Source organism: Streptacidiphilus monticola (assembly GCF_042658505.1).
Taxonomy (GTDB): domain Bacteria; phylum Actinomycetota; class Actinomycetes; order Streptomycetales; family Streptomycetaceae; genus Streptacidiphilus; species Streptacidiphilus monticola.
This window is the reverse complement of record NZ_JBHSQJ010000068.1, coordinates 22,847-37,942: the sequence shown is the minus strand read 5'-3', so window position 1 is coordinate 37,942 and position 15,096 is coordinate 22,847. Positions and strand designations below refer to the sequence as shown.

Genomic DNA, 15,096 nt, shown 5'->3' with positions numbered 1-15,096 from the left:
CCGAGTGGTGTGTTGCTCGCGCCCGCGCGGCGGAGCCGCAGTTGTTCGCAGCCTCGCGCCCCCGAGGGCCCCCTACGGGGCCTTAGGGATGGCGGGTGGCGCGGTGGCGGAGGGGGCCGGTCTCGTGGCGGAGCCGCGGCTCAGCCGGAACGTTGCCGTAGGCGTCCGCGTCGGGACCGCCCGGCGGGGCGATGGGCGGGGGCTCCTGCTCCCTGCGGCGCTTGCCCCAGACGAAGGCCCAGATCAGCACCGCTGCCACCACGGCGCCGATGATCAGGCCGGCGACGCCGGCCACCCAGTCGGACCGGTTGACCTGCGCGGCCAGCAGCACGCCGAACGTCTCCATGCGGGTCGCACCTCCACTCGCACTCGCTCGCTCACTCGCTCAGTACCAGTACTTGGGCGTCTCGGCCCGCGTGTCGTCGAGGAACTCCCCCATCTGCGGCGGATGCTCCGCGCGGTGTTCCATCTCCGCGGGCAGGCTGGACATCGTCAGCTCCGCCTGGCGCACCGTCGCCCCCAGCGACCTCAGCATGGGCTCGGGGAGCTCCTGCCGCAGCGCGGGGAACAGCCGCTGCTCCTCCTCGACCACGTGCAGGCAGAAGACGTCCGCGAGCGCGGCTAGCCGGCGCGGGAAGTCCTGGGCGGTGGTGTCGAGTTCGCGCAGGCAGCCGGCGCAGGCGGACTGCTGCTGCAGCTGCTTGTCGGCCCGGGCAGCGCCGCCGCGGACGTGCTCCCGGAGCACCGGGTAGAGGTAGACCTCCTCGGCCAGGTGGTGCCGGACCAGGGTGGTGGTGAGCCGGGCGGCCAGCTCCTCGCGGTCCTCCGGCGGGGCGTCCCGCAAGGCTTCCAGCAGCCGTTCGGCGTCCCGATGGTCGGCGGTGAGTTCGGCGACCAGGTCGCCGCCGTGGCCGACCGGGCCGGTAGAGGCGTCAGTCGCGATCATGGCAGCACCTTTCTTGCGATCCCCTTCAAGCACGTGCCCGGAACTAGCGTTTTTAACCCGTTTTGCCGGGCCGCATGCGCGGGCACGCGCCTTCCCAGGAAGGACTCCGTCCGTCGAGGGGTGCACATCCATGAGCACGATCCAGAGGGAGTACGCGAACGGCGCCGACCGGCCGCTCGCGGGCTACGCGGCCACCATGGCGGTCTTCTCCGCCGGGGCCGCCGCCGTCGGTGCGCTGGCCCGTCTGACGGGGCGTCGGCTCCCCCAGCCAGGCCCGTGGGACGTGCTGCTGACGGCGGGCGCAGTGCACCGGCTGGCCCGGCTGGTGGCCAAGGATCCGGTGACCAGCCCGCTGCGGGCGCCGTTCACGACCTATCAGGGCGTGTCCGGCCCTTCGGAGTTGGCCGAGGAGGTGCGCGGCAGCGGCGCCCGCAAGGCCGTGGGCGAGCTGGTGACCTGTCCGTTCTGCACCGGCCTGTGGATCGCGGGCGGCCTGACCGCCGGGCAGGTGTTCGCCCCGGACGCGACCCGGCTGGTGTCGGCCGCGCTGACCGCCGTCACCGGCGCCGACCTGCTGCACTTCGTGCGCTCGTGGCTGCAGCAGGCCGTCGAGGCGGACGACGAGTCGGACGACGAGTAGCCCACCCGCCGCGGGCGGGCGGACGAGGAACAGACCCAAGGAGCTGACGATGACCGCACCTCCCACCCCGGGCCCCGGCCGGCCCGGTCCTGACGTGCCCGATCCCGAGCGTCCGCTGCCCGACCCGGGCCCCGAGCGTCCGCTCCCGGACCCCGACCCCGCGCCGCCGGAGCCGGTCGATCCGGACTCGCCGATTCCGCCGCTGCCGGACCCCGATCCGGTGCGTCCTCCGTACCCGAACCCGGAGCCGAGCCCGCACTATGAGGAACCGAGCGGTCACCTCTGGTGACCCACCGGGCACAAAAGATGCATTAGTCCCCAATCCTGGGGTACGTGCGCCGCACACCAGTCCTTGGGAGGGTTCATGCGACGCGCACCCGATCCGGAGGCCTCCGTGCCCGCAGCCGTACTGCCGTCGCAGGTCACGACGGTGCACGGCCTGCCGGAGATCCCCGAACCGCGCTCGCTGAGCACGGCCGAGTCGCGCGCGCTGTCGCGGGTGCTGTTCACCCGTATGCACGAACTGGACGAGGGAACGCCCGAATACGCGCGGGTGCGCCATGCGCTGATCGATCTGAACCTGGCCCTGGTCAAGTTCGAGGCCGCGCGGGTGCGCAGCCGCACCCTGCCGATGGAGGACGTCTTCCAGGTGGGCGTGATCGGTCTGATGAAGGCCATCGACCGCTTCGATCCGACGCGCGAGGTCGAGTTCCCCACCTTCGCCCTGCCCACCATCGCCGGGGAGATCAAGCGCTTCTTCCGCGACTCCACCTGGTCCGTCCGGGTTCCGCGAAGGCTGCAGGAGCTGCGCCTGGACCTGCTGCGCGCCGGCGACGAGCTGGAGCAGCGGCTCGGCCGCCGCCCGACGGCCACCGAGCTCGCGGCCCATCTGCGGCTCAGCGTCGACGAGGTGATCGAGGGTCAGGCCGCCGCCAACGCCTACACCGCCGGTTCGCTCGACGCGCCCGCCGAGTCCGAGGAGGCGGAGGGACCGCTGGCCCGGCGGCTCGGCTACGAGGACGGGCAGATCGAGAAGATCGAGAACCTGGAGGCCATCCGCCCGGTACTGAAGATCCTGCCCGACCGGGACCGCACCATCCTCGCGCTGCGCTTCGTGGACGACCTGACCCAGGCCCAGATCGGCGCCCGGCTCGGCATCTCGCAGATGCACGTGTCCCGGCTGCTCTCCGCGGCGCTCACCGCCCTGCGCAGTGAGCTGCTGGCCGAGGGATAGGCGGGGCCGCCATGGCGCCCGGGGCGCCCCCACCGCAGCCGCTGGTCGGCTACGCCCTGCTCGCGGACGGCGAGCGGGGCGCGCTCGTCGGCCCCCAGGGCGAGGTGGTGTGGCTGTGCGCGCCGCGCTGGGACAGCGATGCGGTCTTCTCCCACCTGGTCGGCGGCCCCGGCTGGTACCAGGTCTGCCCGGTGCAGACCTTCGTCCCCGGCGGCCACTACGAGGCCGGCTCGCTGGTCTGGCGCAGCCGCTGGATCACTCATGCGGGGATCCTCGAATGCCGTGAGGCGCTGGCCTTCCCGGGCGACCCGCACCGGACCGTGCTGCTGCGCCGGCTGACCGCGCGCAGCGGGAGGACGACGGCCCGGATCGCCTTCGAGCCCGCCGCGGGCTTCGGCTCGGGCAGGGTCGACCGGCTGCGGCGCGACCAGGACGGCGTCTGGACCGCCGACCTGGGCGGTCTGCGGATGCGCTGGCGGGGCGCCCGGGACGCGCGGATGCGCGGCGGCGTCCTCGTCTTCGAGGTGGAGCTGACGGCCGGTCAGGAGCACGATCTGGTGCTGGAGCTGAGCGACCGTCCGCTGCCGGAGCCCGTGCCGCCCGATGAGCTGTGGCGGGCCACCGAGACCGCCTGGCGGCAGGCGCTGCCCGCGCTGGGCCACCGCGACGTCCGGCACGCGTGCACCGTGCTGCGCGGCCTGACCGGCTCCAGCGGCGGCACCGTCGCGGCGGCCACCACCTCCCTGCCCGAGCGGGCGGAGCAGGGACGCAACTACGACTACCGCTACGTGTGGATCCGCGACCTCAGCTACATCGGCCTGGCGGCGGCCGCCGCCGGGGCGGAGGAGATGCTGGACGGGGCCGTCCGCTTCGTCACCGAGCGGCTGCTGGAGCACGGCGAACGACTCGCGCCCGCGTACACCGTGGCCGGCGACCCGATCCCCGACCAGCGGCAGCTGGACCTGCCCGGCTATCCCGGCGGCTTCGACCTGGTCGGCAACACGGTGGCGCACCAGTTCCAGCTGGACGCCTTCGGCGAGTCGCTGCTGCTGCTCGCCGAGGCGGCCCGGCTCGACCGGCTCGACGGCGACGGCCACCGGGCGGTCCGCCTGGCGGTCGACGCCGTCGCCGCCAGAAGACGTCAACCCGACTCCGGTATCTGGGAGTTGGAGCCCAGGCGGTGGACCCACTCGCGGCTGAGCTGCGTCGCCGGACTGCGGGCTGCGGCCGGCAACTGCGCACTGGGCGGCCGGGCGGCGGAGTGGGCCGCGCTCGCGGACCGGGTGCTGGCCGAGACCGCCGCCGACTCGCTGCACCGCAGCGGCCGCTGGCAGCGGGCGCCTGACGACCCGTCGGTGGACGCCGCGCTGCTGCTGCCGCCGCTGCGCGGCGCGCTGCCCCCGGAGGACCCGCGCAGCCTGGCCACGCTGGACGCGGTCCTGCGCGACCTCACCGAGGGGGACTTCGTCTACCGATTCCGCCACGACGAGCGGCCGCTCGCGGACGCCGAGGGCGCGTTCCTGCTCTGCGGCTTCGTGCTGGCCCTGGCCGAGCACGCGCTGGGCCGCGAGCTGACCGCTCGCCGCCGCTACGAACGCAACCGGGCCGCGGGCGGCCCCGCCGGGCTCTACGCCGAGGAGTTCGACGTCGCGCAGTCGCAGCTGCGCGGCAACCTGCCCCAGGCGTTCGTGCACGCGCTGCAGGTCGAGGCCGCGACGCGGCTGGCGGGCGAGCCGTGACAGCGCTGCGCCCGGTCCGCCGCAGCGGCCGCCGGGAGACCCGGGAGGAGCGGGCCGACCGCCGCTGGAACGACCTGCTGCAGGAGGTGCGGGTCGCCCAGACGGGTGCACAGATCATGTTCGGCTTCCTGCTGGGGGTCGCCTTCACGCCCCGCTTCCGGGAGTTGAACGGTTTCGACCACGCCCTGTACCTGACCGCCGTCACTCTCGGCGCGGTGGCGACGGGCACGCTGATCGCCCCCGTGGCCTTCCACCGGCTGCTGGCCGGACGGCGCGTCAAACCGGCGATGGTGCGCAGCGCGGCGCGGCTGGTCTGCCTGGGGCTGGGCCTGCTGGCCCTGGCGGTGTGCGCCTCGCTCCTGCTGCTGTACCGGGTGGCGGGTGCCGGCGCCGCAGCGGCCGGCCTGGCGGCCGGCGCGCTGCTGGCGTGGATCGGCATCACCTGGCTGGTGCTGCCGCTCGGCCTGCTCAGGCAGCGGCGCGGCCGCGCCCGCGGCCGGCGCCCTCGGCGAAAGCCCTGACCAGCGCCGCGCAGAACGCGTCCAGATCGTCGGGTTTCCGGCTACTGACCAGGGTGTTCGGCCCCTGGTCGTCCACCTGCACCTGCTCGTCCACCCAGGTGCCGCCGGCGTTCCGGATGTCCGTGCGCAGGCTCGGCCAGGACGTCAGCGTCCGCCCGCGGACGACGTCGGCCTCGACGAGCGTCCACGGCCCGTGGCAGATGACCGCGACCGGCTTGCCGGCCCCGAAGAAGTCCCGGACGAAGGCGACGGCGTCGTCGTCCGTGCGCAACTGGTCGGGGTTGGCGACCCCGCCCGGCAGCACGAGCGCGTCGTACGCCGCCGCCCGGCTCCCGGAGACGGTGGCGTCCACGGGGTAGCGCCCGCTCTTGTCGAGGTGCTGGAACGCCTGCACCTCGCCTTCGGCGGTGGACACCAGCACCGGCCGCCCGCCGGCCTTCTTCACGGCCTCCCACGGCCGCGTCAACTCGACCTCCTCCACGCCCTCGGGCGCGACGAGGAACGCGATCTCCTTGCCCTCAAGCTCCTTGCTCACGCGGAACTCCTCTCGTGGTTCGTTCCCTGCTCTTCGTGCCCCCGGGGCCCTCCCCTGCCCCCACCAGCCCCGGGCCGGCAGGCGCCGCAACGACCGCCCGGCCGCGCGCCCACCCCCCGTAGACCCGGCGCCCCGCGGCGAAGCGCCGCCGGAGGCAGGGGCGATCGCCCACGCACGGCAGAGAGACCGAGCAGGGCCCCACCGATCCGCCGATCCGCCGCGTGGCAGCCGCAGGCGGCTCCGCCGAGCGGGCGCAAGCGCCGCCTCCCCCGCCCCACTGCACGCCAACCCGCAGAGCGGCCCCAGCCCGAGCGGCGAAGCTGCAGGGCCGGCAGCGCTGAGCCGGGCACAAGCGCCGCTCGACCCGCTGCAGGCCACCCCAAGGGCAGCAGCCCAAACCGGGCGGCGAAGCCGCGGGGGTCAGGGCGGAGCCGCCGGGAGGCGGTCGGCGGGGCCGTGGGCAGAGGGGTCACGGGGGCGGCTCCAGGGGTCGGGGGCGGGGCCCGGGCTTCACGCGTGTACCCGCGAGGCGCAGGACTTCACCCCCGCTCCAGCGCCCGGTTCCGCAGAGCGCGGCGAGAGTGCATGGTTGAAGTCCGGGAAGACGCCAGCGAGGAGGTACCAGCCGATCATGCTGACTCTTGGCGTTGAGGAGGAGTACCTCCTCGTCGATCCCGCGACGGGACTGCCGTGCGCGGCCTTCGACGCCGTGCGCGCGGGTGTCGACGCACCCGCCGTCCAGGCGGAGCTGCTGCAGGCCCAGATCGAGGTGGCCACGCCCATCTGCCGCAGCCTGGACGAGGTCCGCACCTCGCTGACCGAGGCCCGCCGGGCCGTCGCCGCCTCCGCGCGGCGGCGCGCGAAGGGCGTCGTGGCCTCGGGCACCGCGCCCGTCAGCGACGGTGCGCCCCCGCCGATCACCCGCCAGCCCCGCTACACCGCGATGCGCACCGACGCCGCCCGGCTCGTGGACGAGCAGCTGATCTGCGGCATGCACGTGCACGTGGCCATGCCCGAGCGGGAGACCGCCGTACGCGTGCTCAACCGGCTGCGGCCGTGGCTTCCGCTGCTGGTGGCGCTGGGCGGCAACTCCCCGCTCTGGCGCGGGCAGGACACCGGGTTCGCGAGCTGGCGCACCGTCATCTTCGGCCGCTGGCCGGTCACCGGCATCCCGCCGGCCTTCGCCTCGGCGGCGGACTACGACGCCCGGCTGGACGCCCTGCACCGGGCCGGGGTGATCCGCGACCGCGGCCAGGTCTACTGGCTGGCGCGGATCAGCGAGCGCTACCCCACCCTCGAAGTCCGGGCGCTGGACGTTCAGTTGCACGTCGAGGACGCCCAGGCGCTGGCCGGTGCGGTCCGCGCGCTGGTGGCCACCGCGCTGCTGGAGGAGGACGGCGGCCGACCCGCCGACCCGCCGCCGGAACTGCTGTCCGGGGCGCTGTGGCACGCGTCCCGCTACGGCCTGGGGGGACAGTTGGTCGACCCGGTGCGCGGCGAACACCGGGACGCCGCCGCCATGGTCAAGGACCTGCTGGACCACATCGGCCCGGCCCTCGCCGCCAGCGGGGACCATGAGTTGGTGCCCTCGGCGCTGGAGCGGCTGCTGCACGTGGGCACCGGAGCGGACCGGCAGCGGCAGGCCCTGGCCGCCGGAAGGGGGCGGCCCGCAGCCCTGATCGCCTACCTGTCCGACCAGATGGACGCCCAGTAGACCCAAGGCCGCCCAGGCCCCACGGAGTTGCCCTGATGATCCGTACGGACGACCCGACCCCCTCGGCCCTCGCGGAACTCGCCGCCGAGGTGGACGACTTGCGTGCCCGCTACGCCGCGCACCACCTGCTGGACCTGGCCGTCGGCGTGCTGGTGGCCCAGTTGGGGCTGGAGCCGCAGGACGCCGCCCGGCACCTGGAGGAGTTGGCGGCGGCGGCCGGCACCCCGGCGACGGATCTGGCCGCCGACATCGTCAACCAGGCCGCGGGGCAGGTGGTCTCGCTCGACCTGGCCGCCGTCGGCCGCGAGGCGCGGGCGTTGCGCCGGGTCGGGGCGCGGGTCCAGGTCGCCGAGGAACTGGACGAGGTCGCCACCGCCCTGGTGGAGGACGGCCTGGAGCGGTTCGGCGCCAGCGGGCTGCTGCTGTGGCGGGCGAGCTCGGACGGCTGCCTGGCGCTGGTCGGGGGACACGGCTGCTCCTCGCTCGAGATGTCCCGCTGGCGGCTGCTGCCCCCGCAGTTGTGCTCGCTGCCCATGGAGGCGCTCACGGAGTCCCACCCGCTCTGGTTCCCGAAGGGCCCGGAGGAGCGCGGGGTGCTGCCGGGCCCGAGCGCCGAGTCGGCGCGGGCGCTGATCCCGCTGCGGGCCCGGGGGCGGACGGTCGGACTGGCCCTGGTCCTGTGGCCCGGACCGGCCCCCCTCGACGAGTCGACACGCGAACAGGTGGAGGGGCTGGTCAGCGTCTCCGCTCGGGTGCTGGACGCGGGCAGGGCGACGGACTACGCCTCGGACCGGCCGGTGCTGGCGGCCGTCCTCGACCTGCTGGCCCATCCGGGCATGTCGCTGTGGCACGGCGACGGCGGCGAGCCGCGTGTCGAGCACCTCAACCCCACGGCGCGCCGCGTCGCCGCTCCGCTGCCGAGCCAGACCGGACGGCCACTGTCCCAGCTCTTTCCTTACGCGGCGGCCGAGTTGACCGAACTGGTGGGCGAAGCCCAGCGCTCCGGCTCACCGCAGCGCATGTCCCGGCTGCCGACCGCCCGCGGCCGGGACGACCCGCCGCCGCTGCTCAACGTCCGAGTGCTGCCGCTGAGCCCGGAGCGCTCGGTGGTGCTGTGGCATCTCAGCAGTCGCGACCACAGCTTCTCGCTGCTGCAGAGCACAGGCCGCCTCGCCGGGGCAGCGGCCTTCGAGGACGACCTGCTGCGCGGCGTGGCCCAGTGGACCGACCAGGCCTTCGCCCTGTTCGACCTGCCCCCGGAAGCAGCGCCGCTGACCCTGGACCAGTTGCACAACCTGGTCTCCCCGGACAGCCGTGGCGAACTGGACGCGCTGCTGGAGACCCTGACGGACCGTCTGGAGCCCGGCACCGCCGTGCTGCAGCGGCCGCGGACGGACGGCGGCGTCCGGCACATCCGGGTGATCGCCGAGCCGCTGCTCACCCACGGCACCCTGACCGGAGTCACCGGCGTCTTCCAGGACGTGTCGATCCAGCACCACACGGAGGTCGCGCTGGCCGCCACCTTCGACCAGTTGACGACCGTTCAGGCCAAGGCCGACCAGCGGCACGCGCTGGCGCTCCAGTTGCAGCGGGCGATCCTGCCGGACCTGCCGGAGTTCGACGCCGACTCCGGTATCCAGGTCGCCGCCCGCTACCGGCCCGCGGCCGAGGAGTACCGCGTCGGCGGCGACTGGTACGACGTGGTCCGGCTCCCCGACGGGAGCCTGCTGGTGGCCGTCGGCGACGTGGCCGGGCACGGCATCGACGCCGCCACCGGCATGGTGGCGCTGCGCAACGCGCTGCGCGGGCTGGCCGTCACCGGCCACGGGCCGGCGCGGCTGATGCACTGGCTGAACGAGGTGGCCCTGCACTCCCCCGGCCGGCCGACGGCCACCTGCATCTGTGCGGTGTACCGGCCGCAGGACCGCCGGCTGCGCTGGACCAGCGCCGGGCACCTGCCGCCGCTGCTGCTGCGCGGCGGCCGGGCGGAACTGCTGGACCACGGGCACAGCCTGCTGCTGGGCGCGGTCGCGGACGTCCGGTACGGCGAGGCGGTGACCGAACTGCGGCCCGGGGACCGGCTGTTGCTCTACACCGACGGCCTGATCGAGCGCCGGCACGCGAGCCTGGACCAGACGCTGGCGGTGCTGCGCCGCACGGCGGAGCACCTGCCCGAGGTGGGCCTCGACCAGCAGGCCGACGTGCTGGTCGAGCGGTCGCTCGGGGACACCGACGACGACTCCAGCCTGGTGCTGCTGCGGATCCGCTGAACCGGGGCCGGCCGCCCAGGTCCCACGGGTCAGGCCCTCAGTTCAGGCCCGCAGGTCGGGTCCGCAGGTCAGGTCGCCAGGTCAGGTCCGCAGGTCCCTGGCCGCCAGCCAGTGCCCGACGCGGGCCACCAGGTCGTCGGCGTCCACCGGCTTGGTCACGTAGTCGTCGGCGCCGGCGGCCAGGATCTGTTCCCGGTCCTCGGGCATGGCCTTCGCGGTGACCGCGATGATCGGCAGGTCGGCGAACTCGGGCATGGACCGGATCTCCGCGGCGGCGGCGTAGCCGTCGAGCTCGGGCATCATCAGGTCGAGCAGGACCAGGTCGATGTCGGGACGGTTCCGCAGCAGGTCGATCCCGGCGCGGCCGTCGACGGCGCGGAGCACGCGGGCGCCGTGGAGTTCGAGGACGCCGGTGAGCGCGTAGAGGTTGCGGGCGTCGTCGTCCACGACGAGCAGCGTGCGCCCGTTCAGCACCTGGTCGATCGCGCCCGGGCGGGCGGAGCCCGGCTCATCGGCCTGGGCCTGCGGGGCCGGCACCGGCGGCGCCTGCTCGACGGGGAGGTAGAGGGTGAAGCTGCTGCCCTCGCCCAGGGTGCTCTCCGCGGTGATCACGCCGCCGAGCAGGAAGGCGATCTGACGGCTGATCGACAGTCCGAGCCCGGTGCCGCCGTACCGGCGGCTGGTGGTGCCGTCGGCCTGCTGGAAGGCTCCGAAGATGCTCTCCAGGTGCTCGTCCGCGATGCCGATACCCGTGTCGTCGATGCGGAAGGCGAGGGCGGAGCGGCCCTTGAGGCGCTCGGGCAGCCGGGCGGGGTCCGCCCACTGGACGACCAGCTCGACCTGGCCGGCCTCGGTGAACTTGACGGCATTGGAGAGCAGGTTGCGCAGCACCTGCCGCAACCTGGCCTCGTCGGTGACCAGTTCGGCGGGCAGGTCGGGCGCGGCCACCACCCGGAAGTCCAGCTGCTTCTCCCCGGTGAGCGGCCGGAACGTGGACTCGACCGAGTCCAGCAGCGGTCGCAGCGGGAAGCGCTCGGCGTTGACGTCCATCTTGCCCGCCTCGACCTTGGACAGGTCGAGGATGTCGTTGATCAGCTGCAACAGGTCCGAGCCCGCGGAGTGGATCACGCGGGCGTAGTCGACCTGCTTGGGCGTCAGGTTGCCGCCGGGGTTCTGCGCCAGCAACTGGGCCAGGATCAGCAGGGAGTTGAGCGGCGTGCGCAGCTCGTGCGACATGTTGGCGAGGAACTCGGACTTGTACATCGAGGTGAGCGAGAGCTGCTGGGCCCGCTCCTCCAGTTCCTGGCGCGCCTGTTCGATCTCCAGGTTCTTGGCCTCGATGTCGCGGTTGCGATCGGCCAGCAGCGCCGCCTTCTCCTCCAACTCCGCGTTGGACCGCTGCAGTTCCTCCTGGCGCGCCTGCAGCTCCTGGGAACGCGCCTGGAGTTCGGTGGTCAGCCGCTGCGACTCGCCGAGCAGCTCGTCCGTGCGGGCGTTGGCGACCAGCGAGGAGACGTTGACGCCGATGGTGTCGACGAGCTGGTCCAGCAGCGCCCGGTGGATCGGCGCGAAGGGGCGCAGCGCGGCGATCTCGATGACCCCGAGCAGCTGCTCCTCGACGGTGACGGGGAGCAGCAGCAGCACGCTCGGGTCCGCCGCTCCCGCGCCGGAGGTGACGGTGGCGTAGCCGGGAGGCAGGTCCTCGACCAGCAGCGGGCGGCGGCTTCGTGCGGCCTGGCCGACCAGGCCCTGGCCGAGGGCGAAGCGGCGCGGCGGTGCTGACGGGTCGTCAGGGGAGCCGTAGGCGGCGAGGAGGACGAGTTCGCAGCCGCGGTCGGTCTCCTCCGCGAGGTAGAACGCGCCGTACTGGGCGTTCACCAGCGGGGTGAGCTCGTCCATGATCAGGTCGGCAACGACGGACAGGTCCCGGCGGCCCTGCATGAGGCCGGACAGGCGGGCCAGGCTGGTCTTGAGCCAGTCCTGCTCCTGGTTGGCCCGGGTGGTCTCGCGCAGCGACTCCACCATGAAGTTGATGTTGTCCTTGAGGTCGCCCAGCTCGCCGGGCGCCTCGACGGTGATGGTGCGGGTCAGGTCGCCCTCGGCGACGGCGCCGGTGACCTCCGCGATGGCGCGCACCTGCCGGGTGAGGTTCCCGGCCAGCTCGTTGACGTTCTCGGTGAGTCGCTTCCACATGCCGGAGACGCCCTCGACCTCCGCCTGCCCGCCGAGCCGCCCTTCGCTGCCGACCTCCCGGGCGACCCTGGTGACCTCGGCGGCGAAGGCCGACAGGGTGTCCACCATGGTGTTGATCGTGGTCTTGAGTTCCAGGATCTCGCCGCGGGCGTCCACGTCGATCTTCCTGGACAGGTCGCCCTCGGCCACGGCCGTGGTCACCTGTGCGATGTTGCGCACCTGGTTGGTCAGGTTGGTGGCCATCGAGTTGACGTTGTCGGTGAGGTTCTTCCAGGTGCCCGCGACGTTGGGGACCCGGGCCTGGCCGCCCAACTGCCCCTCGGTGCCGACCTCCCGGGCGACCCGGGTGACCTCGTCCGCGAACGCCGACAGCGTGTCCACCATCGAGTTGATCGCCCCGGCCAGCGCCGCGACCTCGCCCTTCGCCTCGACCGTCACCTTCCGGGACAGGTCGCCCCGTTCGACCGCCGTGGCCACCCGCGAGATCGAGCGGACCTGGTCGGTCAGGTTGGACGCCATCACGTTGACGTTGTCGGTGAGGTCCTTCCAGGTGCCGGCCACCCCCACGACGCGCGCCTGGCCGCCGAGGTTGCCCTCGGTGCCGACCTCACGGGCGACCCGGGTGACCTCGCCGGCGAACGCCGACAGCTGCTCGACCATCGTGTTGACGGTGTTCTTCAGCTCGCGCAGCTCTCCGCGCGCGTCCACTTCGATCTTCTGCGACAGGTCGCCGCGAGCCACCGCCGTGGTCACCTGGGCGATCGAGCGGACCTGGTCGGTCAGGTTGTCCGCCATGGCGTTGACGCTGGTGGTGAGCTCCTGCCAGACGCCGCTCACGCCGGGGACCTTGGCCTGGCCCCCCAACCTGCCCTCGCCGCCGACCTCCTGGGACACCCGGACCAGCTCGGAGACCACCAGCGACAGCTGGTCGACCATCCCGTTGAAGACCTTGGCGATGTCGCCGAGCAGGCCGTCGGGCCGGTCGGGCAGGCGCACCGAGAGGTCTCCGTCGCGCACGGCGGTGAGACTCGACAGCAGCGCCTCGAGGCCGTCCTCTCCGAGACGTTCCTCAGCTGATCCGTTCATCTGCGGCCTCGCGGGCTGGGGTCCGGTTCCGGGGCTCCCATCGTCCCACGGTCAAGGGGTGTCCACCTCGATCCAGACCGCTTTTCCCCCACCCCGCGGCTGGCTGCCCCACTCCCTGGCCAGCCGCTCCACCACCCGCAGCCCGTGGCCGCCGGGCTGGGTGACGTCACCGGGCCGCCGCGGCACCGGGCGCACCGGGCTCGCGTCGACCACCTCCACCCGCAGCCGCCGCTGGTCCAGGTCCAGCACCAGCTCCTCGGGTCCGCCCGCGTGCAGGCAGGCGTTGGCGACCAGTTCGGACACCAGCAGCAGCACGTCGTCGGCGACGGCCTGCCGGTCCTCGTCGGCGCCCTCGAACCAGCCCCAGTCCTCCAGCGCCTCCCGGGTGAAGTCGCGGCAGCGCCCGACGACGCCCTTCGCGCCGAACAGGGCCAGGCGCCGCGTCTGGACCGGCGCGGGTAGGGCGTTCACCGGGCACCGCCGGAGCCGAGCGCCTCCTCGAGCGAGGCGAACGTGGGGAACACCGAGTCCGCGCCGGTGATCTCGAAGACCCGCGCCACCTGCGGCCGCATCCCCGCCAGGGCGAGCGCACCGCCCCGGTCCCGGACCGTCATGCGGGCCTTCAGCAGCAGGTTCAGACCGGTGGAGTCGCAGAAGCGCAGTTCCGTGCAGTCCACGACGATCCGGCCGGCTCCGGCTCCGGTGCCGCCCGGCCGGCCGTCGATCAGGGCCATGGAACGCTCGAGGGCGTCGCGCAGCGCCGGGGCTGTGTCGTGGTCCAACTCCCCCCTCAGTGCCAGGACGACGCTCTCGTCCTGGTCGGACTCCGCGACGGCGAACCGTCCGGGCTCCTCGGTGCTGCTCGTCTCCGTGGTGCTCGACATCCCAGCCGCTCCCTGCCTCGGTCGAAGGGCGTGGATCACGGAACAATCATGCCCGTTCGCGGGCGACCGGCGACTACCCGGGGCCCGAACGGAGCAAACGTTCAGTCGTACAGCAGCCGGGTCAACTCCGCGTCCCAGTCCAGCCATCCGGACTCCGCGCCCGGCGGCACGCAGTCCTCGCTCGCCCGCACGAACTCGTGCAGCCGTTCGGTCTCCACCTCGAGAAGCGCCGCGCCCGTTCCCGAGCGCAGCTGAATGTAGGTACGGCCGGGGCGGCCAGGCAGCACCCGGACGTCTCCGTCCCCGACGCGGGCGCCGGCGGCGCCCCGGGTCAGCAGTTCGCGCGAGAACACCCACACCGCGTCCTCGCCGTCCTCCGTGAGCGCACCGGGGAACTGCAGGTGCACCGCGAAGGGGTCCTCCGGCAGATAGCGCAGCAGGCACCCGACGCCCGCCGACTCGCGCGGCCCCCGGCCGATCAGACGTACCAGGACGGGGAATTCGACCGTGCCCGCCATCGGCCCACTGCTCCTCTCACTGCGCGGCGGTCCACCGCTGACCGCTGTCGGGCGGACCCGTCGGCGGACCTGTCGCGCGACTGCCCGGCCTTCGAGCGCCTAAACGGAGGGAGTGCCCGAGCCCCTCCGGGGTACACGCGCACCAGTCACACCGGGGAGCTGGAATGCCACTCATCAATCTGCGGGAACTGCGGCGGCTCGTGGACGAGCTCGACGCGCTCGCCCACCGGCCGCTCGACCCCCGCGTCGAGGACCTGCGCTACACCCTCTGCGTCTACACCGGGGCCCGCGACCACATCGAGGCCCTGGCAGCCGCGCGGGTCCTCCTCACCCCGCCGCCCGCGGCGGCGGAGGCCCCCACCACCAACCTCCAGTAGCCCCGTGCCCGCCGGGGCTCCGCCAGGGGCGCGAGATCTCCCACCCTCCGCCAGCATTCGGCCGGGGGTGCCCCCCACGGCGGGAGGTGCGCCCTGCGCGAGCAACACACCGCCGAGGGAGGTCCGACCCCGACCGCGGGACGAACCTCCCTACGTGGTGGGCTGGTCGCGCCCACGTCGCCGCAGCCGCACACGTCTGCGGCCTCGCGCCCCCTACTGGTGTGCGGAACGCACGAGCGCGGCGGCGAGGCGGGGCAGGTCGCCGGGTCGGCCGACGCGGTCGGCGAGGCCGTCCACCGTTGCCGGGAGGCCGAGTTGACGGGCCGTCCGCAGCGTCGCCTCGTCGAAGTAGGGCCGCAGTCCGGGCCAGACGCCCTGCGCCTCGCGGCAGAAGATCGCCGCGCCCACCGGTCCGATCCGCGGGTGCTCCCGCAGCCGC

15 protein-coding genes and 1 pseudogene are annotated in these 15,096 nt (G+C 73.8%); 8 read left to right on the top strand and 8 right to left on the bottom strand.

What is annotated here, in order from left to right:
* Window positions 1-82: 82 nt before the first annotated feature.
* Window positions 83-346: a DUF6479 family protein gene (locus ACFP3V_RS16955; protein WP_380584208.1), complete on the bottom strand. Its 264-nt coding sequence runs from the start codon at window positions 344-346 to the stop codon at window positions 83-85.
* Window positions 347-385: 39 nt separating this feature from the next.
* Window positions 386-946, bottom strand: coding sequence for a hemerythrin domain-containing protein (locus tag ACFP3V_RS16950; protein ID WP_380584206.1), 561 nt, complete (start codon window positions 944-946; stop codon window positions 386-388).
* Window positions 947-1,076: 130 nt separating this feature from the next.
* Between ACFP3V_RS16950 and ACFP3V_RS16945 the strand changes: the two genes are divergently transcribed.
* The 5 genes from ACFP3V_RS16945 to ACFP3V_RS16925 all read left to right on the top strand — a co-directional run bounded on the left by ACFP3V_RS16945 (window position 1,077) and on the right by ACFP3V_RS16925 (window position 5,080).
* Window positions 1,077-1,586, top strand: coding sequence for a DUF1360 domain-containing protein (locus ACFP3V_RS16945; protein WP_380584204.1), 510 nt, complete (start codon window positions 1,077-1,079; stop codon window positions 1,584-1,586).
* A 49-nt stretch (window positions 1,587-1,635) separates the two neighbouring features.
* A complete protein-coding gene (locus tag ACFP3V_RS16940; protein WP_380584202.1) occupies window positions 1,636-1,875 on the top strand; it encodes a hypothetical protein in 240 nt (79 codons plus the stop codon).
* A 75-nt stretch (window positions 1,876-1,950) separates the two neighbouring features.
* Window positions 1,951-2,820, top strand: coding sequence for a SigB/SigF/SigG family RNA polymerase sigma factor (locus ACFP3V_RS16935; protein ID WP_380584200.1), 870 nt, complete (start codon window positions 1,951-1,953; stop codon window positions 2,818-2,820).
* A gap of 11 nt (window positions 2,821-2,831) precedes the next feature.
* Window positions 2,832-4,559: a glycoside hydrolase family 15 protein gene (locus ACFP3V_RS16930; RefSeq protein WP_380584198.1), complete on the top strand. Its 1,728-nt coding sequence runs from the start codon at window positions 2,832-2,834 to the stop codon at window positions 4,557-4,559.
* Complete coding sequence (locus ACFP3V_RS16925) at window positions 4,556-5,080, top strand: DUF6328 family protein (protein ID WP_380584196.1); 525 nt, start codon at window positions 4,556-4,558, stop codon at window positions 5,078-5,080. The genes ACFP3V_RS16930 and ACFP3V_RS16925 overlap by 4 nt, the downstream gene beginning before the upstream one ends.
* Here ACFP3V_RS16925 and ACFP3V_RS16920 read toward each other — a convergent pair.
* Window positions 5,028-5,615: a type 1 glutamine amidotransferase domain-containing protein gene (locus ACFP3V_RS16920; protein ID WP_380584194.1), complete on the bottom strand. Its 588-nt coding sequence runs from the start codon at window positions 5,613-5,615 to the stop codon at window positions 5,028-5,030. The two genes, ACFP3V_RS16925 and ACFP3V_RS16920, sit on opposite strands and share 53 nt — an antisense overlap.
* A 631-nt stretch (window positions 5,616-6,246) precedes the next feature.
* On the opposite strand from ACFP3V_RS16920, the gene ACFP3V_RS16915 reads away from it, so the two are divergent.
* Both ACFP3V_RS16915 and ACFP3V_RS16910 read left to right on the top strand, forming a co-directional pair.
* On the top strand, window positions 6,247-7,329 hold the full coding sequence (locus ACFP3V_RS16915) for a carboxylate-amine ligase (protein WP_380584193.1): 1,083 nt from the start codon (window positions 6,247-6,249) through the stop codon (window positions 7,327-7,329).
* A gap of 35 nt (window positions 7,330-7,364) precedes the next feature.
* Window positions 7,365-9,599 (top strand): SpoIIE family protein phosphatase, encoded by a 2,235-nt coding sequence (locus tag ACFP3V_RS16910; protein ID WP_380584191.1) that lies wholly within the window; start codon window positions 7,365-7,367, stop codon window positions 9,597-9,599.
* Window positions 9,600-9,680: 81 nt separating this feature from the next.
* Here ACFP3V_RS16910 and ACFP3V_RS16905 read toward each other — a convergent pair whose 3' ends face one another.
* The 4 genes from ACFP3V_RS16905 to ACFP3V_RS16890 form a co-directional block, all read right to left on the bottom strand.
* Window positions 9,681-12,878 (bottom strand): HAMP domain-containing protein, encoded by a 3,198-nt coding sequence (locus ACFP3V_RS16905; RefSeq protein WP_380584189.1) that lies wholly within the window; start codon window positions 12,876-12,878, stop codon window positions 9,681-9,683.
* 51 nt (window positions 12,879-12,929) lie between these two features.
* Window positions 12,930-13,349 carry an ATP-binding protein gene (locus ACFP3V_RS16900; RefSeq protein WP_380584187.1) on the bottom strand — a complete coding sequence of 140 codons (420 nt, stop codon included), beginning with the start codon at window positions 13,347-13,349 and terminating at the stop codon, window positions 12,930-12,932.
* Window positions 13,346-13,762 (bottom strand): STAS domain-containing protein, encoded by a 417-nt coding sequence (locus tag ACFP3V_RS16895; RefSeq protein ID WP_380584185.1) that lies wholly within the window; start codon window positions 13,760-13,762, stop codon window positions 13,346-13,348. The genes ACFP3V_RS16900 and ACFP3V_RS16895 overlap by 4 nt, the downstream gene beginning before the upstream one ends.
* Window positions 13,763-13,863: 101 nt before the next feature.
* Window positions 13,864-14,280: an SsgA family sporulation/cell division regulator gene (locus ACFP3V_RS16890; protein ID WP_380584183.1), complete on the bottom strand. Its 417-nt coding sequence runs from the start codon at window positions 14,278-14,280 to the stop codon at window positions 13,864-13,866.
* Between the two features lie 164 nt (window positions 14,281-14,444).
* On the opposite strand from ACFP3V_RS16890, the gene ACFP3V_RS16885 reads away from it, so the two are divergent.
* On the top strand, window positions 14,445-14,657 hold the full coding sequence (locus ACFP3V_RS16885) for a DUF5133 domain-containing protein (RefSeq protein WP_380584181.1): 213 nt from the start codon (window positions 14,445-14,447) through the stop codon (window positions 14,655-14,657).
* Window positions 14,658-14,870: 213 nt separating this feature from the next.
* Here ACFP3V_RS16885 and ACFP3V_RS16880 read toward each other — a convergent pair.
* Window positions 14,871-15,096: pseudogene (locus ACFP3V_RS16880) on the bottom strand (endonuclease); the annotation flags it as partial.

What these genes read in the sequence shown, in the direction of transcription:
- ACFP3V_RS16935 (WP_380584200.1), top strand. Translation starts at nt 1,951, where the DNA reads ATGCGACGCGCACCCGATCCGGAGGCCTCCGTGCCCGCAGCCGTACTG.
- ACFP3V_RS16905 (WP_380584189.1), bottom strand. Translation starts at nt 12,878, where the DNA reads ATGAACGGATCAGCTGAGGAACGTCTCGGAGAGGACGGCCTCGAGGCG.
- ACFP3V_RS16915 (WP_380584193.1), top strand. Translation starts at nt 6,247, where the DNA reads ATGCTGACTCTTGGCGTTGAGGAGGAGTACCTCCTCGTCGATCCCGCG.
- ACFP3V_RS16910 (WP_380584191.1), top strand. Translation starts at nt 7,365, where the DNA reads ATGATCCGTACGGACGACCCGACCCCCTCGGCCCTCGCGGAACTCGCC.
- ACFP3V_RS16890 (WP_380584183.1), bottom strand. Translation starts at nt 14,280, where the DNA reads ATGGCGGGCACGGTCGAATTCCCCGTCCTGGTACGTCTGATCGGCCGG.
- ACFP3V_RS16945 (WP_380584204.1), top strand. Translation starts at nt 1,077, where the DNA reads ATGAGCACGATCCAGAGGGAGTACGCGAACGGCGCCGACCGGCCGCTC.
- ACFP3V_RS16940 (WP_380584202.1), top strand. Translation starts at nt 1,636, where the DNA reads ATGACCGCACCTCCCACCCCGGGCCCCGGCCGGCCCGGTCCTGACGTG.
- ACFP3V_RS16950 (WP_380584206.1), bottom strand. Translation starts at nt 946, where the DNA reads ATGATCGCGACTGACGCCTCTACCGGCCCGGTCGGCCACGGCGGCGAC.
- ACFP3V_RS16895 (WP_380584185.1), bottom strand. Translation starts at nt 13,762, where the DNA reads ATGTCGAGCACCACGGAGACGAGCAGCACCGAGGAGCCCGGACGGTTC.
- ACFP3V_RS16885 (WP_380584181.1), top strand. Translation starts at nt 14,445, where the DNA reads ATGCCACTCATCAATCTGCGGGAACTGCGGCGGCTCGTGGACGAGCTC.
- ACFP3V_RS16930 (WP_380584198.1), top strand. Translation starts at nt 2,832, where the DNA reads ATGGCGCCCGGGGCGCCCCCACCGCAGCCGCTGGTCGGCTACGCCCTG.
- ACFP3V_RS16955 (WP_380584208.1), bottom strand. Translation starts at nt 346, where the DNA reads ATGGAGACGTTCGGCGTGCTGCTGGCCGCGCAGGTCAACCGGTCCGAC.